General features: G+C 67.8%; 22 protein-coding genes and 1 pseudogene. 13 read left to right on the top strand and 10 right to left on the bottom strand.

The window, feature by feature from the left end; genetic code table 11:
* Window position 1: 1 nt before the first annotated feature.
* On the bottom strand, window positions 2-1126 hold the full coding sequence (locus tag JL101_RS34225) for a CgeB family protein (RefSeq protein WP_203100943.1): 1125 nt from the start codon (window positions 1124-1126) through the stop codon (window positions 2-4).
* Window positions 1127-1333: 207 nt separating this feature from the next.
* Between JL101_RS34225 and JL101_RS34220 the strand changes: the two genes are divergently transcribed.
* Window positions 1334-2164 (top strand): hypothetical protein, encoded by an 831-nt coding sequence (locus JL101_RS34220; RefSeq protein ID WP_203100944.1) that lies wholly within the window; start codon window positions 1334-1336, stop codon window positions 2162-2164.
* A gap of 28 nt (window positions 2165-2192) precedes the next feature.
* On the opposite strand, the gene JL101_RS34215 is transcribed toward JL101_RS34220, so the two are convergent.
* Window positions 2193-2738 (bottom strand): hypothetical protein, encoded by a 546-nt coding sequence (locus tag JL101_RS34215; protein WP_203100945.1) that lies wholly within the window; start codon window positions 2736-2738, stop codon window positions 2193-2195.
* 220 nt (window positions 2739-2958) lie between these two features.
* Here JL101_RS34215 and JL101_RS34210 point away from each other — a divergent pair, with 220 nt between their 5' ends.
* The 3 genes from JL101_RS34210 (at window position 2959) to JL101_RS34200 (ending at window position 5495) form a co-directional block, all read left to right on the top strand.
* Window positions 2959-4170, top strand: a complete 1212-nt coding sequence (locus JL101_RS34210) for a DUF1796 family putative cysteine peptidase (RefSeq protein ID WP_203100946.1) — start codon at window positions 2959-2961, stop codon at window positions 4168-4170.
* A gap of 105 nt (window positions 4171-4275) precedes the next feature.
* Window positions 4276-4644, top strand: coding sequence for a hypothetical protein (locus JL101_RS34205; RefSeq protein WP_203100948.1), 369 nt, complete (start codon window positions 4276-4278; stop codon window positions 4642-4644).
* An 11-nt stretch (window positions 4645-4655) separates the two neighbouring features.
* Window positions 4656-5495, top strand: coding sequence for an ATP-binding protein (locus JL101_RS34200; protein ID WP_203100950.1), 840 nt, complete (start codon window positions 4656-4658; stop codon window positions 5493-5495).
* On the opposite strand, the gene JL101_RS36700 is transcribed toward JL101_RS34200, so the two are convergent.
* Window positions 5492-5614 (bottom strand): hypothetical protein, encoded by a 123-nt coding sequence (locus tag JL101_RS36700; RefSeq protein ID WP_267133581.1) that lies wholly within the window; start codon window positions 5612-5614, stop codon window positions 5492-5494. The genes JL101_RS34200 and JL101_RS36700 overlap by 4 nt on opposite strands.
* Window positions 5615-5637: 23 nt before the next feature.
* Here JL101_RS36700 and JL101_RS34195 point away from each other — a divergent pair, with 23 nt between their 5' ends.
* Window positions 5638-6063 (top strand): VOC family protein, encoded by a 426-nt coding sequence (locus JL101_RS34195; protein ID WP_203100952.1) that lies wholly within the window; start codon window positions 5638-5640, stop codon window positions 6061-6063.
* A gap of 16 nt (window positions 6064-6079) precedes the next feature.
* On the opposite strand, the gene JL101_RS34190 is transcribed toward JL101_RS34195, so the two are convergent.
* Window positions 6080-7333 carry an MFS transporter gene (locus tag JL101_RS34190; protein WP_203100954.1) on the bottom strand — a complete coding sequence of 418 codons (1254 nt, stop codon included), beginning with the start codon at window positions 7331-7333 and terminating at the stop codon, window positions 6080-6082.
* A 283-nt stretch (window positions 7334-7616) separates the two neighbouring features.
* A complete protein-coding gene (locus JL101_RS34185) occupies window positions 7617-8381 on the bottom strand; it encodes an SDR family NAD(P)-dependent oxidoreductase (RefSeq protein WP_203100956.1) in 765 nt (254 codons plus the stop codon).
* 102 nt (window positions 8382-8483) lie between these two features.
* Between JL101_RS34185 and JL101_RS34180 the strand changes: the two genes are divergently transcribed.
* On the top strand, window positions 8484-9431 hold the full coding sequence (locus JL101_RS34180) for a LysR family transcriptional regulator (RefSeq protein WP_203100958.1): 948 nt from the start codon (window positions 8484-8486) through the stop codon (window positions 9429-9431).
* A gap of 31 nt (window positions 9432-9462) precedes the next feature.
* Here JL101_RS34180 and JL101_RS34175 read toward each other — a convergent pair whose 3' ends face one another.
* Together JL101_RS34175 and JL101_RS34170 are read right to left on the bottom strand one after the other, a co-directional pair.
* Window positions 9463-10785, bottom strand: coding sequence for an erythromycin esterase family protein (locus JL101_RS34175; RefSeq protein ID WP_203100960.1), 1323 nt, complete (start codon window positions 10783-10785; stop codon window positions 9463-9465).
* A gap of 80 nt (window positions 10786-10865) precedes the next feature.
* Window positions 10866-12077 (bottom strand): winged helix-turn-helix domain-containing protein, encoded by a 1212-nt coding sequence (locus JL101_RS34170; protein WP_203100962.1) that lies wholly within the window; start codon window positions 12075-12077, stop codon window positions 10866-10868.
* 170 nt (window positions 12078-12247) lie between these two features.
* Between JL101_RS34170 and JL101_RS34165 the strand changes: the two genes are divergently transcribed.
* The gene (locus JL101_RS34165; protein ID WP_228435668.1) at window positions 12248-12622 is read left to right on the top strand and encodes a hypothetical protein; all 375 of its coding nucleotides are present in this window, start codon (window positions 12248-12250) and stop codon (window positions 12620-12622) included.
* 658 nt (window positions 12623-13280) lie between these two features.
* Here JL101_RS34165 and JL101_RS34160 read toward each other — a convergent pair.
* Window positions 13281-15344, bottom strand: a complete 2064-nt coding sequence (locus tag JL101_RS34160; RefSeq protein WP_323374759.1) for a methyl-accepting chemotaxis protein — start codon at window positions 15342-15344, stop codon at window positions 13281-13283.
* A 410-nt stretch (window positions 15345-15754) separates the two neighbouring features.
* Window positions 15755-16846, bottom strand: coding sequence for a hypothetical protein (locus JL101_RS34155; protein WP_203100968.1), 1092 nt, complete (start codon window positions 16844-16846; stop codon window positions 15755-15757).
* A 785-nt stretch (window positions 16847-17631) separates the two neighbouring features.
* On the opposite strand from JL101_RS34155, the pseudogene JL101_RS37080 reads away from it, so the two are divergent.
* The 3 genes and pseudogenes from JL101_RS37080 to JL101_RS34145 all read left to right on the top strand — a co-directional run.
* A pseudogene (locus tag JL101_RS37080) lies at window positions 17632-17802 on the top strand (hypothetical protein); the annotation flags it as partial.
* A 541-nt stretch (window positions 17803-18343) separates the two neighbouring features.
* Window positions 18344-18916 carry a hypothetical protein gene (locus tag JL101_RS34150; protein WP_228435666.1) on the top strand — a complete coding sequence of 191 codons (573 nt, stop codon included), beginning with the start codon at window positions 18344-18346 and terminating at the stop codon, window positions 18914-18916.
* A 64-nt stretch (window positions 18917-18980) separates the two neighbouring features.
* Window positions 18981-19772, top strand: a complete 792-nt coding sequence (locus JL101_RS34145) for a hypothetical protein (RefSeq protein WP_203100974.1) — start codon at window positions 18981-18983, stop codon at window positions 19770-19772.
* Here JL101_RS34145 and JL101_RS34140 read toward each other — a convergent pair.
* The gene (locus tag JL101_RS34140; protein ID WP_228435665.1) at window positions 19739-21106 is read right to left on the bottom strand and encodes a formimidoylglutamate deiminase; all 1368 of its coding nucleotides are present in this window, start codon (window positions 21104-21106) and stop codon (window positions 19739-19741) included. The genes JL101_RS34145 and JL101_RS34140 overlap by 34 nt on opposite strands.
* A gap of 175 nt (window positions 21107-21281) precedes the next feature.
* Here JL101_RS34140 and hutI point away from each other — a divergent pair, with 175 nt between their 5' ends.
* The 3 genes from hutI to hutU are packed head-to-tail and all read left to right on the top strand — an operon-like array spanning window position 21282 to window position 24954.
* Window positions 21282-22442 carry an imidazolonepropionase gene (gene hutI / locus JL101_RS34135; protein WP_228435672.1) on the top strand — a complete coding sequence of 387 codons (1161 nt, stop codon included), beginning with the start codon at window positions 21282-21284 and terminating at the stop codon, window positions 22440-22442.
* Complete coding sequence (gene hutG / locus JL101_RS34130) at window positions 22442-23275, top strand: N-formylglutamate deformylase (RefSeq protein WP_203100978.1); 834 nt, start codon at window positions 22442-22444, stop codon at window positions 23273-23275. Before hutI ends, hutG begins: the two co-directional genes overlap by 1 nt.
* Window positions 23272-24954: a urocanate hydratase gene (hutU, locus tag JL101_RS34125; protein WP_203100980.1), complete on the top strand. Its 1683-nt coding sequence runs from the start codon at window positions 23272-23274 to the stop codon at window positions 24952-24954. Before hutG ends, hutU begins: the two co-directional genes overlap by 4 nt.
* The last annotated feature ends 42 nt before the right edge of the window (window positions 24955-24996 follow it).

Genomic DNA, 24996 nt, shown 5'->3' with positions numbered 1-24996 from the left:
TTCAGCCCTCCAGTTCCGCCGGCAGCGCCGTTTCGGCCCCGGAGGCGGCCCAAGCTCCGGCGTTCACGGCGGCTTCCAGCTCGACTTCCAGTTCGGCGGCCCGGCGGTCGGCGGTATGCTCGGCCAGGGTACGCTCCCGCGCCCGGTCGGCGATGCGCCGGAGGTCGGCATCGCTCCGGCCGATCGCCTCGACGGCACCCGCCGTATCGGACGCGATCAGGATCTCGCTGCCCGGCTCGAAGAAATGGTCCAGACCGTCCCACGTGTCGCTCAGGATCGGCACGCCGCAGGCCGCCGCCTCGAACAGGCGCCCGGACGGGCAGAAACCCATCTGCGCCATGGCCTGCCGGGTCACGTTGAGCGTCAGCCGCGACGAGCTGAAGAAGGCCGGATGCTCGGCGGCGGGCAGGTGGCGGACGAAGAAGATGTTGTCGCTCCAGGGGAACGCCTCGGGATAGAGCGCGCCGCCGATCAGGAACCTGCGGTCCGGCATGCGCCGCGCGGGATCGACCAGCAGGGCTTCCAGCGCCGCCTGGCGGTCTTCCGCATAGGTGCCGAGATAGGACAGGTCCGCATGGTAATGCGAGGCCGGATCGACCGGCCGGTGAACTTCCGGATCGACGCTGCCGTAGAGCGGCGCCACGCGCCGGGCCCCCAGCAGGTCGCGCAACGCGTCGAGCGCCGGCCCGCCGGTGTAACTGAGCACCAGGTCGAAATCGCCGAGCCCGCGCGGTCCGATATAGGTGGTGGTTTCCCCCGCGCTCAACCGCGCCAGCGTGACCGGCGTGTCGAGATCGTAGAACGCCTTGCAGGCGGCGGGCGATCCCAGCACCAACTCCGTCGCCTCGATGCCGTGGGGGCAATAGGAGGTGACCATGCCGGCGTCGGCATCGGCGAGATGACGCTCGGCCGCGGGGATGGCATCGGCCCAATCCTGGTAGAGGACCAGTTCGCCGCCGGGGATTTCGAACAGGTCGCGGTTTCCGGCGTAGTAGGGAACGTCATGCTCGAAGAACACGACGCGGTGACCGCGGCGGGCCAGCGCCCGGCACAATCCACGCCACAGGGTGGCATGGCCGTTGCCCCAGGTGGAGCTGATCGAAAGCCCGAAGACGACGATTTTCATGCGTTTCCGCTCATTCCGGGATGGTCTCGCTGATGCTCAGGATGTGGGACGACCGCCATCAGGCAGCAGCCGGCTCCGAAAGGAACCTTCAGGGTTCAACCGGTTGAAACGTCCGGAGTTCCAGAGACTCAGGAACCGGACGCCTGCTTCGCTGTTGCCGAAGCCGGGCGACGGTCCGCCCGGCCGGAGCCATCGCGAGGAAAATTTATGTCCCTTCCGCCCACCGGAGTCCGCTGGACGATCGGCGATGTCGACCCGCTCGGCTTCGAGGCCCTGCGCCTGTCGATCTGGGGAGCATGGCGCATCTTCGGAGAGCGGGGCGCCTACGTCGTCTATGTCAACAGCATGGGCATCGACGAGGCGCGGTCCCGAACCGGCGATCTGCCGGACGGGGTCGCCTGGCGTCCCGCCGGCGGCCTGCCTGGATTCCTGGAAGCGCATCTAGACGGTGCCATGGCCGAAGGGGTGGCGTGGAAGCTGGCGCCGCTCCGCGCGTTTCCCGACAGGTTCGAACTGTCGCTGGACAATGACTGCATTATGTGGGACCTGCCGGAAGCGATGCACGCCTGGCTGTCCGAGGCGGAACCGCGGTGCCTGATAGCCGCCGACGTGACGCTCGCTCACGGCACCTTCGCCGACCTGACCAGGCCGGAGCCGCGCAACACCGGCATCCGCGGCCTGCCGCCCGGCCACGATCTGGCAAAGGCCCTGCTGGCCGTTCTGGAAAGGCATCCGGTGCCGCTGCGTTCGGAACTGGACGAGCAGGGGCTGCAAGTGGTGGCGCTGGACCTGGGCCGGCCGGCCCATGTGGTCTCGACCGCCGATGTGACGATCTGCTCACCGTTCTGGCCGCAGACACCGGAACTGGGCCAAGTCGGCGCGCACTTCGTCGGCTTGAACACCCGGAACCTGCCGTGGAACTGGTACGACAGGCCGGCGCGGGAGTGCGTCGTCGAGAACTGGGAGCGCCATCGTCCGCAACTGTATGCCCGCGTCGGGCTTCCGCTGCCGGCCGGGCTCCGGTCAGGCCATCCCTAGTCAGGTCCCCCTGGTCAGGTCCCCCTGGTCAGGTCATCGGCGCCGGCTTGCGGATCAGCCAAGCCAGGAATTGCCGGATATTCTCGCGGATGGCACCCTCGGTGGCGAGCCGGGTCCGGTCGTCCGCCCCGAAGGCCTCCCTGAAGGCCGTGGTGTGGCTGGTCTCGACCGTCCGGGTCAGGGTCGGCCGGCCGTTGACGGAATCGACCAACTCGTATTCGACGCCGGCGCGGACGGTCATGCTCAGGCCGAGGACGGGTTGCCGGAGATCGATCAGCCGGGCGGAGAGGATGTAGCTGGGCGCCGTTCCCTCGGCCAGCAGTCCATGCTCGCGCAGGCTGTCGGTCAGCGCGCCCTGGAAATCCTCGTTGCTGACCTGGGAGGTCGATAGCGGCCTGGTTTCCCGCCCGCCCTCGATGGCTGCGACGGCGATGCTGTTGACCAGGCTCCTGTCCTCGGGCTCGGCGAGCGTCGGGGAGTAGGGGACCGTCATGGCGGTACGCTCCGCCGGCATGGTGCAGGCCGCGAGGAGAAGCGTCGCTGCACTCAGGATCGTCGCGGTGCGATGTCGCATGGGTCCCTCCTTTCCGCCCGACGATGCCCTCACGGGTGCCTGCTGCAACCCGTGAGCCGGCCGTCGGTTCCGTGACCGATCGGGCAGCCGCCGATCGGCGGGGTGGGCTCCGCGCGCCCCTGCGGAGCGGGAGTTTCTCCGGAGCGGAAATTCAGAAATGTTTAAACGATGCCTGGCCATCATCGTTTCCGCGCCCCCGACCTGAGCCTGGAGACCAAGCTTGACCAGCCCTTTCAGCCCGGACCAACTCCTGAGGATCGAAAGCCTCGGAGACAACTGCGAACTCGGTTTCTTCCTGGGCAACCTCGGCTGCAAGGCCGGCAGCGTGTTCCGCTGGGCATCCATGAAGCCGGACCAGCTGCTGGCGAAGCTGCGGGCCGATTTCGCCGGCATGTACGAGTTCGACAATCTCAGCCCGCTGCGGCCGGCCATGGTGATGGACAGCCGGTACGGCATCGGTTGGCATACCGAGCTCAAGTCGGAGCCCGTCGGGGGAAGCCTCGCCTTCCGCGACGACGAGGAGACCCGCCGCAGGATCCACCTGAAGGAGATGCGGAAGATCCGGTACCTGGTATCCAAATTCATTGCCCGGTCCCGGCTGGGCGGCGTCCTGTTCGTGGTCAAGTCGAACGGCGGCATCGATCCGGCCACGGTCGACGGCATACATGAGCAGCTGCGCAGGCTGTCGGGGGACGCGGAGTTCGCCCTGCTGGAAGTCCGCTCGACGGATGAGGCCCCGGCGGTCGGGACGGTCGGCTGGGTTCGTCCCGGGTTGCTGAGGGGCTTCGTTCCCCGCTTCGCGCCCTACGAGCGCGCCGACGACGTCGACATGCCGGCCTGGACGTCCATCCTCGCCGGCGCGCTGGAACTTTTCCCGTGCCCGCAATGGTCGGACCGTCTGGCGTCCTTCGACGTTCCCAGCGCCGGGGCCGCGATCCACCTCGAGTTTCCCAAGGTCAGGCCCGACGGTACGGAGGCCCCGCTCCCCGAGCCACCGCAGGCCGGGAAGTCGGCGCTCCTGAACGGCGGCAGGTGGTGCCGGAGCGTCGGGGACGTCTTCCGCCTGCACGGTCCCGATCCGGATCGGATCTCCGCGGTACTGCGCTGGGCCGGTCTCCGGATCTCCGGATCGCACCATCTGAGCGGCTCGATCAGATGCCCGGTCGCCGATTCCCTGCCGGTCGAGCTGACCGTCAGGACATGGAACGAGCGCCGGACGGTCGTCAGGTCCAGGCGGTTCACCGTCGCTCCGGGCCGGCCGCTCGACCTGGAGCTGGACATCGAGCCCGGGCCGGCCAACCCGCTGGTGATCGAGGTGATGGTCAATGCTTCCAGGCCGGTCGGATCGGGGGAGCGGGCGGTGGTGGACGTCTCGCCCCTGTCGCTCCATCCGGCGGTCGCCTCGGTCTCTCCAATGGTCGGGGCGGGCTGAAAGCGCCCGTCCGCGGTCCGGGAACCATGATCGTCGGCCCTCTGTTGGGATTCCACTTCCGCGCGCCGTCCCGGCGCGCTTTTCCGTCCCCCGAGGGAGATGATCGTGAGCATCGAGACCATTGTTGCCCTGTTTAAGGATACCGACTCGTCACGCCAGGTTCTGAAGGAGCTGTACGAAGTCGGCTTCAAGAACGAGTTCTGGGTGATCGGCGACACCACCGAGGGGTGGGGCAACGAATCGGCTGGAACCAATCCCTTCAACAGCTCGAAGTCGCAGTATGACGGCGCCACGTCGGAAGCGGCGGTCCTTACCCGGGTCGGCATCCCGGAACAGGAGGCGCAAGACTACATGAAGGCCGTCGGGCAGGGGAGCGTGCTGCTGATCGGTCAGGTCGACGGCAGCAGGGCGCAAGAGGTCCGGGACATCTACGGCAGGCACAATCCCGTTCGCACGTCGCAGCCGACGGGCTGACCCCAGCCCGGATGCCCGGCGTCCATGTCCTGATGGGGCTTCCCGGAAGCGGCAAGACGACATGGCGCCGGCGTTTCCTGGCGGAGCACACCGGCTCCGCCCATGCGGTCGGCCGCGACGACATCGTCGAGGAAATGGCCGCCGCCCACGGAATCACCTATGCCGAGTCATGGCGCACCTTCTCCAGGGCCATCGACAAGGAATTCCGCCGCCGCCTCAATGAGGCCTTCACGCTCGACCACGATGTCGTGGTCGACAACACCAACCTCACGGCCAAGGCGCGCCGGCGGATCCTCGGCCGCGTGCCCCGGGGTTGGGAACGGATCGGGGTGATCTTCGACATTCCCGAGCCGCAGCTGGTCGATCGGCTGCTCGCCCGCGGGGAAGCCGGCGGAAAGCAGGTCGCTCCGTGGCTCGTCCGGCACATGCGATCCCATTGGGTTCCGCCTTCACCGACAGAATTCGACCAACTCCTGATCATCCGGCCGGGTCCTTCCGCCCTGCCACGGGAAATCCCGGTGACAGACTGCGCGCGACTGGAACGCCGCCCGCCTGTTGTTTCCTGCATCTTTCCCCAGGAACCCAGAAGGACTTCCGCCATGCCCGAACAGCCCGATACCCCCGAGCGCCCGAACACGGCGGACACCGCCGCGGCCAACCCGGCCCCTCCCAGCCGCTACCTGCAGCAGGGCGAGGCGGGCATGGTGAGCCAGGCCGACCTGCAGGACGCCACCGACGGCAGGCTGGAGCAGGACCGCCGCGACAACGTGAACCCGAGCCTCGCCCGGGAAGAGCCGGTCGAAACCACCGGACCTGGGGGTGGCGGTTCCGACGAGCAGGCGGACCGCTAGCCGGCACGCGCGCCCGCCATGCCGCCGACGCTGGCGCGGGACGGCCGCTGCGCTATGATGCGCGCGCCCGGACCCGCAGTGGCGCCGTCCGGGCATGGCCGGGCCGCCCAGCCGGCCATCCGTCCTTCCCATCGGAGATCCAATGAACAGCATCACGCCATTCCATCTCGCCTTTCCCGTCCACGACCTGGGCGAGGCACGGCGTTTCTACGGGGAGATACTGGGCTGCCCCGAGGGACGCAGTTCCGACCACTGGATCGACTACGACCTGTTCGGCCACCAGATCGTCGCCCACCTGAACCCCGGCGTTTCCCGCGCGGACGCCCACACCAACCCGGTCGACGGACATGATGTGCCCGTCCCGCATTTCGGCGTCGTGCTGTCGATGGCGGACTTCCACGCGCTGGCCGACCGGGTGCGGAATGCCGGGATCCGTTTCGTGATCGAGCCGACCATCCGCTTCAAGGGCCAGCCCGGCGAGCAGGCGACCATGTTCTTCTACGATCCGTCCGGCAACGCCCTGGAGTTCAAGGCATTCGCCGACATGGGGCAGCTTTTCGCCAGGTAGGCGCAATCACACCCTGTCAGCCGTCGCCGGGCGCGGCGACGGCAGCGGCCGATGCGGCCCCGGCACGCCGGGCCTTCAGGCGGCTTGCCACCGGCACCATCGCGGCCGAGACCATCAGGCAATAGATTCCCATGGCGACGACCTGCCCGGGGTAGCCGATGCCGGCGTCGATCAGCAGCCCGGCGAGGCCCGGCCCGGCCGCCGACGCGAAGACCAGCATCGCCATGATCACGGCCCGGATCGACCCCAGGAATCCCACGCCGTAGAGTTCCGGCCAGAGAGACCCGAACAGCGTGAACGAGAAGCCGTTGGACAGGCCGTAGAGCGCCATGAAGACGAAGCAGATCCAGGGCTCCCCGCCGCTGCCGAGCACGACGCAGCCAAGCCCGAGCGGGAGCAGGTAGAACGGCAGCAGCGCCACGCCGGAAACCCGGTCCACCAGCTGTCCCGACACTAGCGTGAAGACGATCGTCATCGCCGCGTAGAGCGTGAAGGAGGAGGCGAAGACCTCCGGCGGCCAGCCCCGAAGTTCCGCGAGATGGACCTGATGGAAGAAGATGGTGTTGCCGATGAAGGCCGGCGGCGCCATCGCGAGCATCACGAGAGGGAAGAGGGGGTCCCGCAGCATCTCCGCCCGGGTCCAGTCGCGCGCCGTGGCGGCGCGGGCGACCGGATCGGATGCCCGGGGATCGCGTTCCACCGCGAACAGCGCCGTGACGGCGGGCAGGGCCAGCACGACAAGCGCGAAGGCCATGAGCCACCATGCATTGCGCCAGCCGATCGAGCCGGACAGCGCCACGAAGGTCAGCGGCAGCAGCGCCTCCCCGGTGTTCATGCCGAGCGTCGTCAGGGAAACCGCCCGGCCGCGCTGGGCCGAAAACCACCGCCCCATCAGGGTGAAGGCGGTATGCGACATCATCCCCTGCCCGAACAGGCGCAGCAGGTACAGGGACCCGAGCAGCAGGACGACATGTTGCGACAGCGCCATCAGGGCGGATGCCAGGGCCAGCATCGGCAGGGTGAACGTAACGACCTGCCGGGCACCGTACCGGTCCACCGCCTGTCCCAGCCTCGTCAGGGTGAGCGCGCTGGCCAGCGTCGCCGCCATGTAGAGCGAGCCGAAGGTGCCGTGGGAAAGGCCGTACTCCTCCCGGATGTTTCCGGCGGAAAGCGAGATGAAGAAGGTCTGTCCGGGCGACGAGCAGAAGAACAGCAGGAAGCCGCCGGCCAGCCAGCGGGCGTTGGCACCGATGAACGCGAGGAACGGCATGCGGGGGCTTTCCGGCTCGGCCAGGGGAAATCGGAACGGGCATTCCCCTGATACCCGGCCCGGCGGTGCGCAGTCCAGGGTTCCCGCCGGCTACCCGGCCATGCGTCGCCCCGCATGGGAGACGTTTCTCAGGATTTGGCGAGGCTGATCCCGCTCAGCCTGTCCGGCCGCCGGTCCCATGCCCGCCTCTCCGTGCCAGAGGCACAGGAAACCTTCAGGAAATGGGAAGGTTGCCGCCGTTGAGATGAGACGGGGATCGGAAACCGAGCTCCCGGGCCTCAACTCAGATCTGGGCCATGCCGCCATCGGCGAACAGTTCCGCACCATTGACGAAGCTGCTGTCGTCGGACGCCAGGAAGACGGCGGCCGTGGCGATTTCGTCGGGATCACCGACACGGCCCAGCGGCACCTGTGAAGCCAAGCTATCCACCAGGCCCTGCTGCCGCGTCGCGTCCGGACCCGCCAGTTCGACCAAGCCCGGCGTGCGGATCGGACCCGGACTGAGCGTGTTGACGCGGATGCCGCGGCCCTTCAGGTCCAGGATCCAGCTGCGGGCGAAGTTGCGCACCGCCGCCTTGCTGGCGCTATAGACGCTGAAGGCTGCCGTGCCCATGCTGCCGGCGGTGGACCCGGCAAGGATCACCGAAGCGCCCTCGCCGAGCAGCGGCAGCGCTTTCTGTACGGTGAACAGCACGCCCTTCACATTGCGGTTGAACGTGTCCTCGTACTGCTCCTCCGTGATGGCGCCCAGCGGCAGCATGCCGCCACCCCCGGCATTGGCGTAAAGGACGTCGAGGCGGCCCACCTCGCTCTGGATTTGGGCATAGAGCCGATCGAGATCGGCCAGATTGGACGAGTCGGCCTGCACTCCCGTCGCCGTACCGCCGGCGGCACGGATCGCCGCGACCGCGGCCTCCAGTTCGGACTGGCGGCGGCCGGTGAGATAGACGACGGCACCTTCGGCGGCGAAGCGCTTGGCCGCGGCGAGGCCGATGCCGGTGGTAGCCCCGGTAACGAGGGCGATCTTGCCCTCAAGCTTACGTGGCATCCGAACTCTCCTGGTTTTGGGTCATCTGCTGGTCACGAAGCTATCGACGGCAGGACGACATCCAAATAGAAATGACTGCAAACCATCATTGCAGGATTGTCGATGTCGAAGCTGCCGGATCTTGAAGGCCTAGCGATGTTCGCCAAAGTGGCGGAGGAGCGCTCCTTCGCCGGTGCGGCCCGCGCCACGGGAGTATCGGTTGCCACGGTGTCGCGTGCGGTCAGCCGGCTTGAAGAGCGGCTGGGCGCGCGGCTGTTCAACCGCACCTCGCGCCGGCTGGCTTTGACCGATTTCGGTCATTCCCTGGCCGAGCGCGCGACGCGCCTCTACGACGACGCGGAAGCGGCGGAGAATGCGGCGCGCGAGATGTCCAGCCGTCCACGCGGCCTGATACGTCTGGCGGTGCCGATGTCATTCGGGGTTCGCTGGGTTGCGCCCCTGCTGCCGGACTTCTTCCGTCTCTATCCGGAGATTTCCATCGACCTGCATCTGAGCGACGCGACCGTCGATCTGGTGGGCGAGGGCTTCGACGCCGCGCTCCGGATCGCAGTGCCGCCGGACAGCTCGCTGGTGGCCCGGCGGCTGTGCCCGGTCGCCCCCGTGGTTCTTGCTGCTCCCAGCTATATTTCCCGCCACGGTCTGCCCCGGCATCCGCGCGACCTGAAGGACCACCATTGCCTGGGCTACGCTTATCGACGGCGGCAGGACATCTGGCACTTCACCAACAGCGCCGGCGAGGAAGAGAGTGTCACGCCGTCCGGTCCGCTGCGCGTCACCAATGCAGAGGCCCTGGTGCCGATGCTCCTGGATGGCTTGGCAATCGCCGAGCTGCCGGAATTCATGGCCGCGGATCATCTGGCAGACGGACGGCTCACCGCCATCCTGACGGAATGGTCGCTGCCGAAAGGAGGACTCTACTTCATCACGCCCTCGGCCCGGACGCGCCCGGCAAGGATCGGGGTTCTGGCCGACTTCTTTGTCGAGCGGCTGTCGGAACCGGCATGGCGGCGGTCCATCGACCCGGCCTGCAACTCAGCCCATGACTCGTGATAGACGTCTCATCAAATCCTGAAAGCCCCGCCTAAAGCCCGAAGGGAAAGGTATCGTCGGGGCCGGGCTCCTGCGGACCGGGCAGTGCGGTCACGGCCCGCGTTTCGTCGAAGAAGACGTAATGGTCGAACTGCCTCGACAGGCGGGACTCGACATAGTGGCTCCAGCGCTCGGTCTCCGGCCGGTAGATCACCCCGATGTAGCGCTCCAGCCGCGGCTCGGCGAGCATCGTGCGCAAGGGGGAGTCGCCCTGCGCCCGCAGGTCCAGCCACAGCCGTCCGAGACCGCTGTCGTGGAACGGCCGCTCGACGCTGTCCGGCCGCGAGGGCAGCACCTGCTTGATCTCCATCGGAGCGTCCCAGTCGGTCGCCGCCGCCACCGTCCCGGCATGGGTGCCGAAGCCGACCAGCACCGCATCGTCGCCGTAACGCTGGCGGCAGAGCTGCCCGAGGTTCAGTTCGCCCCGGTCCGACATGCCCGTTTCCCGCGCGTCGCCGATGTGCGAGTTGTGGGCCCAGACCACCGCCTTGGCCCCGGGACGCGACTTCAGCAGCGCATCCAGAGTGTCGGCCATGTGCTCGTCGCGGAGGTTCCATGAATCCTCGTCGGCATGATACATGGATCGGTAATATTGCTCCGCCGCCGCGACGACCCTGGCATTGCGCTCCGCGTCGAAATAGGCGATCCCGTCGTCCCGCATATAGGCCAGCCGGCGGTCGAGCAGCCCGCGCAGCACGTTCAGCACCTCCTTCTGGCACCGTCCGAAGCCCTCCATCATCGAGGCGCGGCCATAGACTTCGGGGCGGCGCTGCCACGGCTCCAGGCAGGCATAGCGCCGCCGTGCCTCCCGCGCGGTTTCCGGATCGACGCCGTCGAGATACCCCAGGACCGCGGTGATCGAGGCATCCAGGCTGTACAGGTCCAGCCCGAAGAACCCCGCCTTCCGCTCGGGATCGGCCACGGTCCGGTTGTAGTCCCTCATCCAGGAGACCAAGTCGGTGAATTCCCGGTTCCGCCACATCCAGGTGGGAAATCGCTTGAACGGCGGGCCGTCGGCGCAGGATGGACGGTGGCCGTCACGGACATGGGCGTCGATCTGGGCGGCGTCGGGCCAATCGGCCTCGGCGGCGACGATGGTGAAGCCGTGCCGCTCGACCAGGCGTCTCGTGATCGCCGCGCGCGCCCGGTAGAATTCGGAGGTTCCATGGGAGGACTCTCCCAGCAGGACCACCCGCGCCGATGCGAGCGCGTCGAAGGACGCCCCGAAGTTCGGGTCGTCTGGGTCCGGCAGGGGCTTGGCCGCCTGGGCGATCATGCCCGGCAGCATGTCGTCTCGAATCTTTTCGGTCGCCATGGTCTCCTCGCTCCGGCTGTGCGAACCGACAACAGGCGACCGGGCGGAGCGTCGGCACCCGCCGGCGTTTTTCCATGCCGTCACACCCGCAGCGCCGGGGCGAGGTCGCCGCGCTCAACGACGGCCACCCGCGCCAGCCCGAGCCATTCCGCCATGAGGCGCAGTTCCGCGAGGAGGGCCTCCCCGGTGTGCGGCGGCGCATGCGGTTCGGCATGGGCGGCCAGCACGTGGAGCGTGCCCGTGGCCCGTTCGGCCTTGAGGTCGACCCGCGCCACCAGGCGGTCGCCCAGCAGGAAAGGCAGCACGTAGTAGCCGTGGAGCCGCTTCTCCGCCGGCGTGTAGATTTCCAGGCGATAGCGGAAGCCGAACAGCCGCTCGGTCCGCGCCCGTTCCCACACCACGGGATCGAAGGGGGAGAGCAGGGCGGCGGCTTCGATGCGGCGGGGGCGGCGGGCATCCCGGTGCAGGTATGCCTGCTGTTTCCAGCCCTCGACCTCCACCGGCACCAGCGTGCCTTCCTCCACCAGCTCGGCGATCCGGGGCTTCACGTCGGCGGCGTCGAGCCGGAAGTAATCCCGCAGGTCGCCGGCCGTGGCGATCCCGAGCGCCCGCCCGGACAATGCCAGGAGCGCCCGGTGCGCCTCCGCCTCGTCGGGGGTCGGCAGGTCCAGCACGGCATGGGGCAGGGCGCGTTCCGGCAGGTCGTACAGCCGCTCGAACCCGCGGCGCGTCCGCGTGGTGACCATGCCGGCCCAGAACAGGTATTCGAGAGCGCATTTGACCTCGCTCCAGCCCCACCAGCCGCCGCTGCCGCGCCCGCCCTGGAGTTCGGAGTCGAGTTCGGACGCGGCCACCGGTCCGCGGTCCCGGACCATTTCCAGCGCGGAGGCAACCAGTTCCGGACGCTCCCGGGAGATCCGGGCCAGCCTGCCGTAGATGCCCTGGCCGCGCGCGGCCCGCTCCATCCGCCAGCGCAGCAGCGGATGCATGTCCAGCGGCAGGAGAGACGCCTCGTGCGCCCAGTACTCGAACAGCGTCCGCTTCTTCCCCCAGGCCGCTTCGTCCAGCAGGCTTTGGGGATAAGGACCCAGCCTGGAGAACAGCGGCATGTAGTGGGCCCGCACCAGGACATTGACCGAATCGATCTGCAGCAGGCCCGCCCGCTTCATCGCCCGGCCGAGATGGCCCCGGTCACAGGGGCCGTTCTGTCCGCCGAGCCTGGGCTTGCCGAACCCTTGCGCCGCGAGCGCGATCCTCAATGCCTCGTTCCGGGATAACGTCAGTGCCTTCATCCGCGATCAAGCCCTCGTTCTTCCAGACACCGCCTCGGCGGGACAAGGCGTCTGTCATAGAAGAACGAAGGCCGTGACGACAGGGGCTTGCCGGACCCGGCGCAGGAATGCGGATCCGGCCGCCGCCCTCAGCGACGGGTCAGCATGGAAGCGGCGGCATCGAGAGCCCGATGCCGGGCCGTGTCGTCCTGGATCCGGCCGGCTTCCTGCACGGCCCGACCATAGGCGTCGATCCGGCCGCTGGACGTGCCCGCGGCCATGCCCCGCTCGATTTCGCTTCGGGCCGCGGATCGCGCCGCGTCGTCGGCTCCCCGGGCATGCTGCTCACCCTCGGCGGCACGGCCGCGCGCCTCGGCCTCCCGGCCACGGGCTTCCGTTTCGCCTTCCGCAGCGCGGCCCCGAGCCTCGGCTTCCCGGCCGCGGGCTTCCGTTTCGCCCTCGGCGGCACGGCCCCGAGCCTCGGCTTCCCGGCCGCGGGCCTCCGTTTCGCCCTCGGCGGCACGGCCGCGCGCTTCGGCCTCCCGACCCCGGCCATCGACGCCTGAACGGCTTCGATCGTCGGAAGATGAAGATGACCGGCTTTGCGAACCACCGGCACTCCGGCTTTCGGATCCACGGCCACCATCGTCACCACCACGGCCGCCGCCGGAGTTGCCGCCATGGCCACCTCCGCCGGAGCCGCCACCGGAACCGCCACCACCTCCCGAGCCACCGCCTCCTGATCCACCGCCGCCACCGCCGCCGCCGCCACCGCCGCCACTGCCGCCACTGCCGCCTCCCGACCCGCCTTTTGCATGCGCGGCCTGCATGTCGATCAGGCCCGCACCCAATGCTACCGGCAGGGCGGTGAGCCCCACGACCGACAGGACGGCGACCCACCGCCTCTTTCCAACTGCGCTTCCCATTCTTGCACCCTCAGTTGACCTGGAACGACCGAGCGTCGCGCCGTCCCCGAAAACAAGGCGGCACTTGACTGCATTCGTGGCAATCACAGTATTGCGAAGCGCCTTCCGCGCCGTTGGAGCGCTGGTGGAAAACTCCGGCATTTCGGAAGGAGCGCGAAATGCCCATGAGCTAGACAGGAGGATTCGGGAATATCGGCGGCCTCCATTCGTCAGTCCCGAAGGACTCCGGATTGGAAAGTCACCAACGGGAACAGCCCCGCGGCGGCTGGCGCGCGGGGCTGTTCCTTCCGGGTGCCGGTCAGGCGGCCCGGACGGTGGCGATGAAGCTCGCGACTTCGCCACGCAGCTTTTCCGCCTCGCGCGCCAAGCCTTCGGAAGCGCCCAGCACCTGGGATGCCGCGGCCCCGGTCTCGCCGGCGGCCTGGGTCACGCCCGTGATGTTGGCGGAGACCTCCTCGGTGCCCCGCGCGGCCTGGCTGACGTTGGAGGAGATGTCGCGCGTGGCGGCACCCTGCTCCTCGATCGCGGCGGCGATGGTGGTGGTGATCTCGTTCATCTGGCCGATGATCCGGCCGATCCCGTCGATCGCCGCCTGGGCGTCGCCGGTCGCTCCCTGGATCTCCTTGACCTTGGCTTGGATCTCCTCGGTCGCGCGGGCGGTCTGGGTCGCCAGCGCCTTGACCTCCGACGCCACCACCGCGAAGCCCTTGCCCGCCTCGCCGGCGCGCGCCGCCTCGATCGTGGCGTTCAGCGCCAGCAGGTTGGTCTGCCCGGCGATCGTGTTGATCAGCTCCACCACCTGGCCGATCTGCTCGGCAGCCTGCACCAGCACCCTCATCGTCTCGCTGGTCCGGCCGGCCTCGGTCACCGCCTGGCCGGCGACCTGGCTGGAGTTGCTGATCTGCCGGCCGATCTCGGTGATGGAGGAGGACAGCTCCTCGGTCGCCGCCGCCACGGTCTGGACATTGGCCGAGGCCTGCTCGGAGGCGGCGGCCACGGCGGTCGCCTGCTGGCTGGTGGTGTCCGCGGTGTGGGTCATGACCGACGCGGTGCTCTGCATCTCGGTCGCGGCCGAGGCCACCGTCTCGACGATGCCCTTGACGCTGGCCTCGAAGCCGTCGGCCAGCTTCAGCATCGCGGCCTTGCGCTCCGCCGCCGCGCGGACCTCCGCCTCGCGAGCCTCCCGCTCCATCTCGCGGGTGCGGATCATGTTGTCCTTGAAGACCTGCACCGTGCCGGCCATCTGGCCGATCTCATCCTTCCGCCCGACCGCCGGGATCACGGCGTCGATGTCGCCACCCGCAAGTTTGCGCATGGCGTCGGTCATCGAGACGACCGGAACGGCGATGCTGCGTGCGATCAGCCAAGCGAACGCCACACCGAGCACTATGGCGGCGATGCAGAGCGCGACCGCCGTCGTCCGGGCGTCCGAAGCGTCATCGACCGCTTCCGTCTGGGTCTCGGCCTGCAGGTCGGTCGCGATCGCCATGATATCGCGGGCCTTCTGCTGGATCAGTGCAGTGGTTTCGGCCATGGGACCCGCGACCCGGCTTTCGATGTCGAGGGTCACCGATGCCAGTTCCTCGAATCCCTGTCCGTAGCGCGACAGCAACTGCCTGACATCCCTCAGCCGCTGGCCCTGATCCGGAGCGATCAGATGCGCAGCCAGATCGGCGAGGCGCGACTCCACGCTGTCGAGTTCCTTGATGACGCGCGGGACCTCGTCCTTGTTCTTGAGGCCCAGGAACCGGGCTGCGACGACCCGGGCCAGCAGGAAGCTCTCGCCGGCCTGCGCCAGATCGCCGATCACCACGCTGTTCCCGCTGGCGATCTCCGCGTTGCGCATCTCGGTCAGCAGCTTGCGCAGCTTCACGCCGACATCGTTGAGGATCTCCGCCTCGAGCGCATCCCGCCGCGCGCTCTTCTCGACCACCTCCTTGAAAGAGTCGGCATAGGTAGCCTTCAACGCGAAGATATCGTCGACGGTCCTGATGTTTTCCTGCCGCGTCATCCGAGCTTTGGCCGGAGACAGGACATCGTTGACTCCAGCCCACTTTTCATTGAAGTCGGCGACATCAGCTTCGGCACCGCTGACCAGGAACCGCCTGACCGCTAATCGTGCCTCGATGAGTTTCGTTTCCGCCTGGGAAATGCCGACGGCGATCTCCGACTGTTTGGTATAGGCATTCAGGTTATTCAATCCGTCCTCGGCCGAGAGCCAGAACGCTCCGCCAAGCCCGCTCAGAAGTAGAAGCAGGGCACCGAAACCTGTATAGATCTTCGTCCCGGTCCGCCTGTCGGCAAACAAACTGGTTATGCCCTTCGGATTAGTTGTGGTTAGGGTATTCACTGGAAACCTCATCAATCACTAGCCCGGATTTTTCAGCCCGTTGACATTAATTATCCCATGTAATTATTGAATAATAGTTCATGGCAGTCGGCATATTTCAGATTCCACATTCTATCATTTATAAATGCGGACATAAAAAGGCCCCGCTGCGGATATCGCGCGGGGCCGAGTTTAGGGAGGAAACGCACTAAGACAATGCGCAGCCACGAACCTATGCATAATTTATTATGAAATGATTAACCACGAGCTCCGATTCGTGTTTCCGTCATCCTGATAGGAAACATCAAGCCGGCCATGCCCGGCCACACGAGCCGAACCTCTCGGGCCGAGCACCGGTCCCGCTGCAACCACCGTTGCCGTAGAGCGCCTTCTTTCCCCAATCCGCCGGCACGACGATGCCGGCCGGGCCGGGGGAAGCGGGATCAACTCGCGTTCAGGGCGGTCCGCTCGTCCTGGCGGATCTTCTGAAGCCGGTCCCCGTCCACCCGCAGGAAGCGGTCGGGCTGCTCCGTCCCGGCGATCCGCTTCATGGTGCGCTTCGCCTCGACGGCGGCTCGGTCCGCCCTCTGCAGTTCGTCACGCATCGAGCTGGACAGGCGCAGGTCGTAGATGATGTCGACCTGTCGTCGTCCTTCCTTCTCGACGGAACAGGCGTAACCGTCCAGGACGTTGGCGTCCACAAGCGATTCCATCGCTTCGGTGATACGCTTCAGCGTGTCGCGGGTCCGCGAACGGTTGACCAACCCGCTGTCCTGGGCGATGGCGGTGGCACGCATGGAGATTTCGGTGTCCGTCGCCCTCATCCGGAGGGCAAGGCGCTTGTAGAGCCAGCGCGCGACCGGGTCGCTGATCCGCATCAGCGTCTCGTAGCTGGCGCGGCGCCACTCCAGCGACCGGATCGCCTGGGCCACCAGCGGATTGAACTGCAGGTAGGTCTTCGCCCCGGAATTCCGGGCATCGGAGATCATCATCACGGGAAAGGCCGACGACGACAGAAGCGGGTCCTTGCCGACGCCGCACTGGCGGATCTCGATCACCGAGCGGTGAAGTACCTCCAGCGCCTCGCGGACCTGGTCGCCGTTCAAAGAATGCCCGACCCTCTTCAACTCGGTCCGGATCTCGTTGACGGTGAAGGACATCATCACCCGGTCGCGCTGCCGTTCGTCCTCTTCCAGCCAGATCCGGTTGGCTTCCGACGCCAGGCGGCGCAGGACCTCCTCCACGATCTGTTCGCGCTCGCTGGGATAGACATCCAACTCGGTGCCGTCGGCCCGGCGGACGCGGGCCGGATACAGCACCAGCTTGTAGGCCTTCCCCGCATGGGTGAAATTGCGCTCGACCGTCTTCAGGTAGGGGCCGACACGCTCCTTCTCGCTCGTGTAGAAGACGCAGCGGGGCGCCAGATCGTAAAGCTCGACCTGATTGGTGCACGGATCCTGATCGCGTTCGATCTCGAAGAGACTGAACTGCGCGACCGGCTGCAAGGCCAATCCAGGATTTGTGTGACGAGCCATCTTGATCCCTCTCCAACTGCCGCATCTTTGCCTTTGCCCATCCCTCTGCCAAGGAAGATCGCCCCGGGGTTGGTGAAATTGGGCGCATATGGCGGGGCGGAGTTCCGTCGGCGCCGACAGGTCGGCAAAGTGCGCGCAGTTTCACCAACGAGAGATCGCAGACTCGGTCCAACCGCGCCGACCTTCACCATAGGAACCGGGCCGCCAAGAAAGCGGGGCTCAAGCGCGTGCATTTTCACCAACGCGGATCGTGGAGCGGGATCGGGTATCGGTGAAATTCGACGCGCATGCCGCCGCCGACGCAGGCCGGCAGGGCCATAGGGCGGCCAGCGGGGTCCCGCGATGGTGAAAATCGGCGCACTTTGCCGTCTGCGGCGGGACAAATCGACACTGGTGAGAATCGGCGCGTTTCATCGATCCAGGATTCGCAGCGGTCTCTCCCAGTCAAGTTGGTGATATTCAACGCAGTTCGTGCGCGAATCCGGCGGAAGACCCTTCGTCCGGCAATAGTGCGCCAATCTTCACCACCATGTGCGTCCAGATTCACCAATGTGGCGCCGATCGCGCTTGCCAGGATCCTGGATTTTCCTTCCGACTGGTCGGTGCAGATATGAAAAAGGCGGGAGAAGCGATGAAGAAGTCCGGATCTTAAAAGCAAGGCGCGCTGCCCGGCAGGCGCTTTCCCCAACAGAACAGAGTCACGGCAGCTTCCCCTGAGCCGCCCTGCAGGTGAGAACCCATGGTTTTCGCCGTATGGATCTTATTGGGTTCTGCCAGCTTAGCAAATGATCAGGATCATGGACGCTCAATACATGGGCAGCCGCTGGGGAACTGTTGCCGCATCGATCATGCGACGACCCGGTATCTCGGTAGCTGCGAAGGCAGTGTACGCCGCCCTTGCCACTTACGCGGACCGCGCGGGATGGATCTGGGTGCGACAGGAAACCATCGCGAACGACCTCGGCAGATCGCGGGCCTGGGTCCATGCCGCCATTTCGGAACTCGAGTCCGAGGGCGCGCTGCTGCACGACCGGCAATTCATCGAGGGCCGCCAGCGGGCGAGCCGGTACCGGCTGCTCGACGGCCTGACCCGGCGGGCGGGGGATGCGGCAAAACAGGTGTCGGAAGAACCTGACCACGCTGTAAAGCCTGCTGACACGAGTCATCACGACGAAATAAATATCTCTCTCTCTCAAGACGAGGGAGAGCACAGCCATGATCCGGGGAATCCTCAGGAAAGCGCGATCGCACCCGAAAGCGTCGCGATACCTTGCGGATGGTCGCCGACACCGGCCGACATAGCCTGGGCGCGCAGTAGACTTCCGGCCCTCGACGTAGACGCATTCACGGAGACTTTCGTTCTCTCCTGCCGGGCGAAAGGCTACCGCTATGCCGATCCGTCCGCAGCCTGGCGCCGCTGGCTGATCCAACCGAGGGGTGCGCTGCCGCTGATCCGCTCCGTCTCCAAGCCGACCTACACCGACAAGGACCGACACCATGACCGCGACCCTCGCCCGTACCGTGGTTCCGATTTCCCGTCCGGGGCGCCGGAACGGCCTGGCGGTCTCGCCGAACAGAACGCAGGTCGAGCGGCTGCATGCCTGGAGCGAATCCTGGGCAGACGAGCCGCTGCCGCATCTGCCGGACCTGCCGCCTGACCTGGTCGACTGCCTGCCGGAAGCCGTCCGGCATGCCCGCGAAGCCCTGGCGCCCGGTGATCCGGGCGAGGTGATGGCCGCCCTGGTTTCGCTGGCGTCCCGCCGCGGCTTTCCGCTGCCCGACGGGATAGCATTGGAACTGGACGTCGAGGTGATCTCCACCTGGCCCACGGATCTCTGGCGCAAGGCGTTCCGCTGCGTCTGGGAACAGTTCCGGTACCGCAGGATGCCGGAGGTCGCCGACTTCCACGGCTTCATCGAAGCCGATCTGGCGGAACGGCGCAGCCGCCTCCACAGGCTGGAGTCCCTGCGCCTGAAGCTGGAGACCGTCCGCCTGAAACGGACCTGGGATGAGGAGTCCCGGTCCAGGCGGACGCCGCCGGACGTGCCGGATCGGGGGATGGACCGATGAGCGCGTTCCGTGCCGGGACGCAGCGACGATAATCCTCCCGCACTGGATAGGAGAGGACCAGGCCATGAAACCTGCCAAGACCCTTGCGCTCTTGTCGCTGATCCTGGCCGCGGTGCCGGCCGGTGCGGGCGCGGAGCCGTTCCTGGGAATCGCGATCTCCGGAACGCCGGTGATCGGCCTGCGATACGAGAACGTGCCGCCGGATTTCCTGGTTTCCAGCGAGCACATCATCGAACCCGCAGCCGTCGGTTCGGCGACCGGGGGAGGCCGCGCCTCGGCCGGCCTGTTCGGTTCCGAAGGCATTTCGACGGGGGAGAGTCTTGTCGGCCTCATCGGTTCCGCTGGCCTGGACCTCGACGGCAGGGGGACCGCCCGGGTCAGCCTGGAGGGAAGGGTGCGGACGACGGCAACCACCTCGACCCCGGCACCGGAGGAACCGCCGTTCTTCACGTCCTCCATATCCGTCGGGCCCAACACCTTCATCGACCTGCAGGAACTCGAAGACGTCAGGTACAGCCTCTTCTACGATTTCTCGGTCTTGCTGGTTTCCGGCCAGGAAGAGATCGAGCTGTTCAACCGGGTCAACAGATCCGAATGCGTCCAGACCGGGGAGAGGCGCTGCTCCACCTTTTTCGATTTCGGGTCGGGGCCGTTTCCCCTGCTGCCGTCCCCGGGGCGGCCGGTGGTCTTCGACACGATCCTCCGCTACACGGCGACGCTCGAAAGTCTCGCCGTGCCGGTCGATGAACCGGCTCCTCGGTCCCTCATGATCACGGCCCTGGCGTTGCTCGGCATCTCGGGACTGGCCCGCCGGTCGAGCGGTTACCGGATGATCCCCGCCATGACCCGGGCATAGCCGGACCTTATCAGGTCGCGGGCGAGATGGCGCCCGTCGGCGACGACGCGGCGGCCGGCGACATGGACGTCGCGCACGCAGGACCGGTCGCCGGCGAAGATCCAGGAATCGACCATCCGCTCGACCGGCCGGCCGGCCAGCGATGGGTGGCTCTCGTCCAGCACGACGAAATCGGCGCGCTGCCCGGCCTGGAGCCCGTCCACGGGCTGTCCGACAGCCCGGGCGCCTCCCGACACCGCGGCGCGGAACAGCGACTCACCCGTTCCGGCTCCCGGGTCGCACAGCAGGTTGCGGCCCCGCAAGCTCAGCCTCTGCCCATACTCCAGCAGCCGCAGTTCCTCCGCGAGCCCGATATGGATATGGCTGTCGGATCCGATCCCGAACCGCCCTCCCGCCGCGAGGAAACGCGGCGCATCGAACAGCCCGTCCCCCAGGTTGGCCTCGGTCTCCGGGCACAGGCCGGCGACCGCCCCGGAGCGGGCCAGCGCCCCGGTCTCCGCCGGGGTCATGTGCGTCGCGTGGATCGCGCACCAGCGGGCGTCGACCGGCAGCGAGTCCAGCAGGTACTCGACCGGCCGCCGCCCGCACCAGGAAAGGCAATCCTCGACTTCCTGCGTCTGCTCGGCGACATGGATATGGACCGGCCCGTCGCCGGCGAGCGGCAGGATCCGCCCGATCTCTTCGACCGTCGCCGCGCGCAGGGAATGGGGCGCGATGCCCATCCGGGCGCCCGCAAGGCCGTCGAGATGCTGCCCGGCGCTCTCGACCAGCCGGGCGAAGCCGTCGGGATCATTGATGAAGCGGCGCTGTCCATCCGTCGGCGGCGCACCGCCGAACCCGCCATGGGCATAGAAGACCGGCAGCAGCGTCAGGCCGATTCCGGTCGCGGCGGCCGCCGCGGCGATGCGGCCCGCCATCTCGCCGATATCGTCGTAGGGCCGGCCCGCCGGATCATGATGGAGATAGTGGAACTCGCCCAGGGTCGTGAAACCGGCTTCCAGCATTTCCGAGCAGACCAGGGCCGCGATCGCCTCCACGTCGTCGGGCGTCAGCCGGTCGAGGAAGTCATACAGGGTGCGCCGCCATGTCCAGAAACTGTCTGCGCTGTCGCCGCGCTGCTCGGCAAGCCCGGCCATGGCGCGCTGGAAGGCATGGCTGTGGAGGTTGGCCATGCCCGGCACCACGAGCCGGCCGAGATGCCTGGCTGCGCCGCGCTCGGCACCGGCCGAAACATCCGTAAGCAGGCCCGAGCCGTCGACCGTGAACAGCACGTCGCGGCCCCAGCCATGGGGGAGAAGGGCATTGTCCGCGAAGAATTGCCTGACAGGATCCAATTTTCCGACAAGCTCCCAGCGATATCCCACGGGCACCGGAATGCGAATCCTGGACACCGGCGGTCGAGCGGCGTTAACTGTAAACGAGAATATCCGCAGAAAATCGCCCACGGCAAGAACAAGGGGACGGCGCGTGAGGCTGGATCGCCTTTGGACCAATGCGCGGATCGCGACCATGGAAGCGTCCGGACAGCCCTACGGCGCCCTGGAGAACGGCGCGGTCGGATGCCGGGACGGCCGGATCGCCTTCGTCGGCCCGTGCGACGCCGCCGCCGCCCATGGGGCCGACGAGATCATCGACTGTGGGGGACGCTGGATCACGCCGGGCCTGATCGACTGCCACACCCATCTGGTCTATGGCGGCGACCGGGCGGCCGAATTCGAGTTGCGGCTCCAGGGAGCCAGCTACGAGGAGATCGCGAGGGCAGGGGGCGGCATCCTGTCGACCGTCGTCGCGACACGCCGGGCGGACGAGGATGCGCTGGTCGCCGCCTCCCTGCCGCGGCTCGACGCCCTCCTCGCGGAAGGCGTCACCACGGTCGAGATCAAGTCCGGCTACGGGCTGGAGACGTCTGCCGAGCTTCGCCAGCTCCGCGCCGCCCGCCGGCTGGGGCGGGAGCGGGACGTGGGGGTGGAGACGACTTTCCTCGGCGCCCACGCCACGCCGCCCGAGTTTGCCGACAGCGGCAGCTACATGGACCATGTCGTCCGCGAGATGCTGCCGGCCATCCATGCCGAAGGGCTGGCCGACGCGGTCGACGCCTTCTGCGAAGGAATCGCCTTCTCGCCGGCCGAGGTCGAGCGGCTGTTCGAGGCGGCGCGCGCCCTCGGCCTTCCGGTCAAGCTCCATGCCGAGCAGCTCTCGTCGCTGCACGGCGCCGCGCTGGCGGCCAGGTTCGGCGCGCTGTCGGCCGACCATGTGGAGTATGCCGACGAGGCCGACGCCGCGGCCATGGCGGAGGCGGGAACCGTCGCCACCCTGCTGCCCGGCGCCTTCTACACCTTGCGGGAGACGAGGGTGCCTCCGGTCGACCTGTTCCGCCGGACCGGCGTGCCGATCGCGATCGCGACCGACGCGAACCCCGGAACCTCGCCGCTGACGTCGATCCTGCTGACCCTCAACATGGCCTGCACGCTGTTCCGCCTGACGCCGGAGGAGGCGCTGGCCGGCGTGACCCGCGTCGCCGCCAGGGCGCTCGGCCGCGACGACGAGATCGGTACCGTCGCGCCGGGCAAGTGGTGCGATCTCGCGATCTGGAACATCGACCGGCCGGCGGAGCTGGCCTACCGCATCGGTTTCAATCCCCTCCATTCCCGCGTCTGGCGGGGGCGGTGATGGACGCGGCGGACCGGCCCATCGTCGAACGGCGCGATGCGCCGCTGATCCTGTCGATGCCCCATGTCGGGCTCCGCATTCCCGAGGCGATGCGCGGGCACTTCACCGAGCGGGCGCTGGGGCTGGAGGACACCGACTGGTGGATCGACCGCCTTTATGATTTCGGCGCGGAACTCGGCGCCACGGTGGTCCGCGCGGCCGTCTCGCGTTTCGTCATCGACGTGAACCGCGATCCCGGCGGCGCCTCCCTCTATCCCGGCCAGGCGACCACCGAGTTGTGCCCGACCACCACGTTCGACGGCGTCCCGCTCTACCGCGCCGGAGCCGCCCCGTCGCCCGGGGAGATCGACCGGCATCGGCGGCCCTACCACGCGGCCTATCACGAGGCGCTGTCCGCCGAGATCGGCCGGCTGCGGCGGCTGCACCCGCGCGTCGTGCTGTACGACTGCCATTCGATCCGCTCCGTCGTGCCTCGATTATTCGACGGCGAATTGCCGGTCTTCAACATCGGGACCAACGGCGGCGCTTCCTGCGCGCCCGAGGCGGAGGGAATCGTGACCCGGGCCTGCGCCGGGGCGGCGGGCTATGACCATGTGGTCAACGGCCGTTTCCGCGGCGGCTGGATCACCCGTCACCACGGCGATCCCGGGAACGGCGTCCACGCGATCCAGATGGAACTGGCACAGCGCGCCTATCTCGCCGCGGAGGCGCCGCCCTGGAGCTACGACCCGGTCCGGGCGGACGGCGTTCGCGCCGTTCTGAAGCCGATGCTCCGGCGCCTCGCCGCCTGGGCCGCCGATGCCGCATACGGCCAGAAAGGATCAGCCCCATGACCTCCGTCCCCCCTCCCGGTGCCCGGCTCGACAATGCCCGCAAGATCCGCAGTCCGCGCGGCACGGACCTGTCGGCGCGGAGCTGGCTGACGGAGGCGCCGCTGCGGATGCTCATGAACAACCTCGATCCGGAAGTCGCGGAAAAGCCGGAGGCGCTGGTCGTCTATGGCGGCATCGGGCGGGCCGCCCGGGACTGGCAGTCCTTCGACCGCATCGTGGAGTGCCTGAAGACCCTGGGCGACGAGGAGACGCTGCTGGTCCAGTCGGGAAAGCCGGTCGGGGTGTTCCGTACCCACCGCGATGCGCCCCGCGTCCTGATCGCCAACTCCAACCTGGTGCCGCGCTGGGCCGACTGGGACCATTTCAACGCCCTCGATAAGGTCGGGCTGATGATGTACGGCCAGATGACCGCCGGGTCCTGGATCTATATCGGCAGCCAGGGAATCGTCCAGGGCACCTACGAGACCTTCGTCGAGGTGGGCCGGCGCCACTATGGCGGCGACCTCGCCGGCCGCTGGATCCTGACCGGCGGCCTGGGCGGCATGGGGGGAGCACAGCCGCTCGCGGCCACCATGGCCGGCGCCTCGATGCTGGCGGTCGAGTGCCAGCCGTCGCGCATCGAGATGCGGCTCCAGACCGGCTATCTCGACCGCAAGGCGGATACCCTCGAAGAGGCGCTGGCGATCATCGAGCGGGCCGGGGCGGACCGCAAGCCGGTCTCGGTCGGTCTGCTCGGCAACGCCGCCGAGATCTTCCCGGAACTGGTACGCCGGGGAGTCCGCCCCGATGCCGTCACCGACCAGACCTCCGCCCATGATCCGCTCAACGGCTACCTGCCGGCCGGCTGGAGCCTCGCCGAGTGGGAGGAGAGGCGCGAGCGGGAGCCCAAGGCGGTGGAGGCGGCCGCGAAACGGTCCATGGCCATCCAGGTCAAGGCGATGCTCGATTTCCACGGGCAGGGCGTGCCGGTCCTGGACTACGGCAACAATATCCGGCAGATGGCGAAGGAGATGGGCGTCGCCAACGCCTTCGACTTCCCCGGATTCGTTCCCGCCTATATCCGGCCGCTGTTCTGCCGGGGCATCGGCCCGTTCCGCTGGGCCGCCCTGTCGGGCGACCCCGAGGACATCTACCGGACCGACGCCAAGGTCAAGGAGCTGATTCCCGACGATCCCCATCTGCACAACTGGCTCGACATGGCGCGCGAGCGGATCCGCTTCCAGGGGCTGCCGGCCCGGATCTGCTGGGTCGGGCTGGGCGACCGCCACCGGCTGGGGCTGGCCTTCAACGACATGGTCGCCAGCGGCGAGTTGAAGGCGCCGGTCGTGATCGGGCGCGACCACCTGGACTCCGGATCGGTCGCCTCGCCCAACCGTGAGACGGAGGCGATGCGCGACGGGTCCGACGCGGTCTCCGACTGGCCGCTGCTCAATGCGCTGCTCAACACCGCGTCGGGGGCGACCTGGGTGTCGCTGCACCATGGCGGGGGCGTCGGCATGGGGTTCTCGCAGCATGCCGGCATGGTGATCGTCGCCGACGGAACCGCCGAAGCGGCGGCCCGGCTGGAGCGGGTACTCTGGAACGATCCCGCCAGCGGCGTCATGCGCCATGCCGACGCCGGCTACGAGGAGGCCCTGGAGGCCGCGCGGATCCACAAGCTGGTGCTGCCGAGCCTCTAGACGAATACCCGCCGGACGAAAGCAAGGCCCCTTGCGCCGAAC

This window comes from Skermanella rosea, assembly GCF_016806835.2.
In the GTDB taxonomy this organism is placed as follows: domain Bacteria; phylum Pseudomonadota; class Alphaproteobacteria; order Azospirillales; family Azospirillaceae; genus Skermanella; species Skermanella rosea.
Note: the sequence above shows the minus strand (reverse complement) of the source record. Positions and strands in the feature narration are given on the sequence as shown.

What these genes read in the sequence shown, in the direction of transcription:
- JL101_RS34145 (WP_203100974.1), top strand. Translation starts at nt 18,981, where the DNA reads ATGAAACCTGCCAAGACCCTTGCGCTCTTGTCGCTGATCCTGGCCGCG.
- JL101_RS34225 (WP_203100943.1), bottom strand. Translation starts at nt 1,126, where the DNA reads ATGAAAATCGTCGTCTTCGGGCTTTCGATCAGCTCCACCTGGGGCAAC.
- JL101_RS34215 (WP_203100945.1), bottom strand. Translation starts at nt 2,738, where the DNA reads ATGCGACATCGCACCGCGACGATCCTGAGTGCAGCGACGCTTCTCCTC.
- JL101_RS34200 (WP_203100950.1), top strand. Translation starts at nt 4,656, where the DNA reads ATGCCCGGCGTCCATGTCCTGATGGGGCTTCCCGGAAGCGGCAAGACG.
- JL101_RS34175 (WP_203100960.1), bottom strand. Translation starts at nt 10,785, where the DNA reads ATGGCGACCGAAAAGATTCGAGACGACATGCTGCCGGGCATGATCGCC.
- hutU (WP_203100980.1), top strand. Translation starts at nt 23,272, where the DNA reads ATGACCTCCGTCCCCCCTCCCGGTGCCCGGCTCGACAATGCCCGCAAG.
- JL101_RS34170 (WP_203100962.1), bottom strand. Translation starts at nt 12,077, where the DNA reads ATGAAGGCACTGACGTTATCCCGGAACGAGGCATTGAGGATCGCGCTC.
- hutI (WP_228435672.1), top strand. Translation starts at nt 21,282, where the DNA reads ATGGAAGCGTCCGGACAGCCCTACGGCGCCCTGGAGAACGGCGCGGTC.
- JL101_RS34195 (WP_203100952.1), top strand. Translation starts at nt 5,638, where the DNA reads ATGAACAGCATCACGCCATTCCATCTCGCCTTTCCCGTCCACGACCTG.
- JL101_RS34155 (WP_203100968.1), bottom strand. Translation starts at nt 16,846, where the DNA reads ATGGCTCGTCACACAAATCCTGGATTGGCCTTGCAGCCGGTCGCGCAG.
- JL101_RS34160 (WP_323374759.1), bottom strand. Translation starts at nt 15,344, where the DNA reads ATGAGGTTTCCAGTGAATACCCTAACCACAACTAATCCGAAGGGCATA.
- JL101_RS36700 (WP_267133581.1), bottom strand. Translation starts at nt 5,614, where the DNA reads ATGGCCGGCTGGGCGGCCCGGCCATGCCCGGACGGCGCCACTGCGGGT.
- JL101_RS34165 (WP_228435668.1), top strand. Translation starts at nt 12,248, where the DNA reads ATGCCGGGCCGTGTCGTCCTGGATCCGGCCGGCTTCCTGCACGGCCCG.
- JL101_RS34185 (WP_203100956.1), bottom strand. Translation starts at nt 8,381, where the DNA reads ATGCCACGTAAGCTTGAGGGCAAGATCGCCCTCGTTACCGGGGCTACC.
- JL101_RS34190 (WP_203100954.1), bottom strand. Translation starts at nt 7,333, where the DNA reads ATGCCGTTCCTCGCGTTCATCGGTGCCAACGCCCGCTGGCTGGCCGGC.
- JL101_RS34180 (WP_203100958.1), top strand. Translation starts at nt 8,484, where the DNA reads ATGTCGAAGCTGCCGGATCTTGAAGGCCTAGCGATGTTCGCCAAAGTG.
- JL101_RS34220 (WP_203100944.1), top strand. Translation starts at nt 1,334, where the DNA reads ATGTCCCTTCCGCCCACCGGAGTCCGCTGGACGATCGGCGATGTCGAC.
- JL101_RS34150 (WP_228435666.1), top strand. Translation starts at nt 18,344, where the DNA reads ATGACCGCGACCCTCGCCCGTACCGTGGTTCCGATTTCCCGTCCGGGG.
- hutG (WP_203100978.1), top strand. Translation starts at nt 22,442, where the DNA reads ATGGACGCGGCGGACCGGCCCATCGTCGAACGGCGCGATGCGCCGCTG.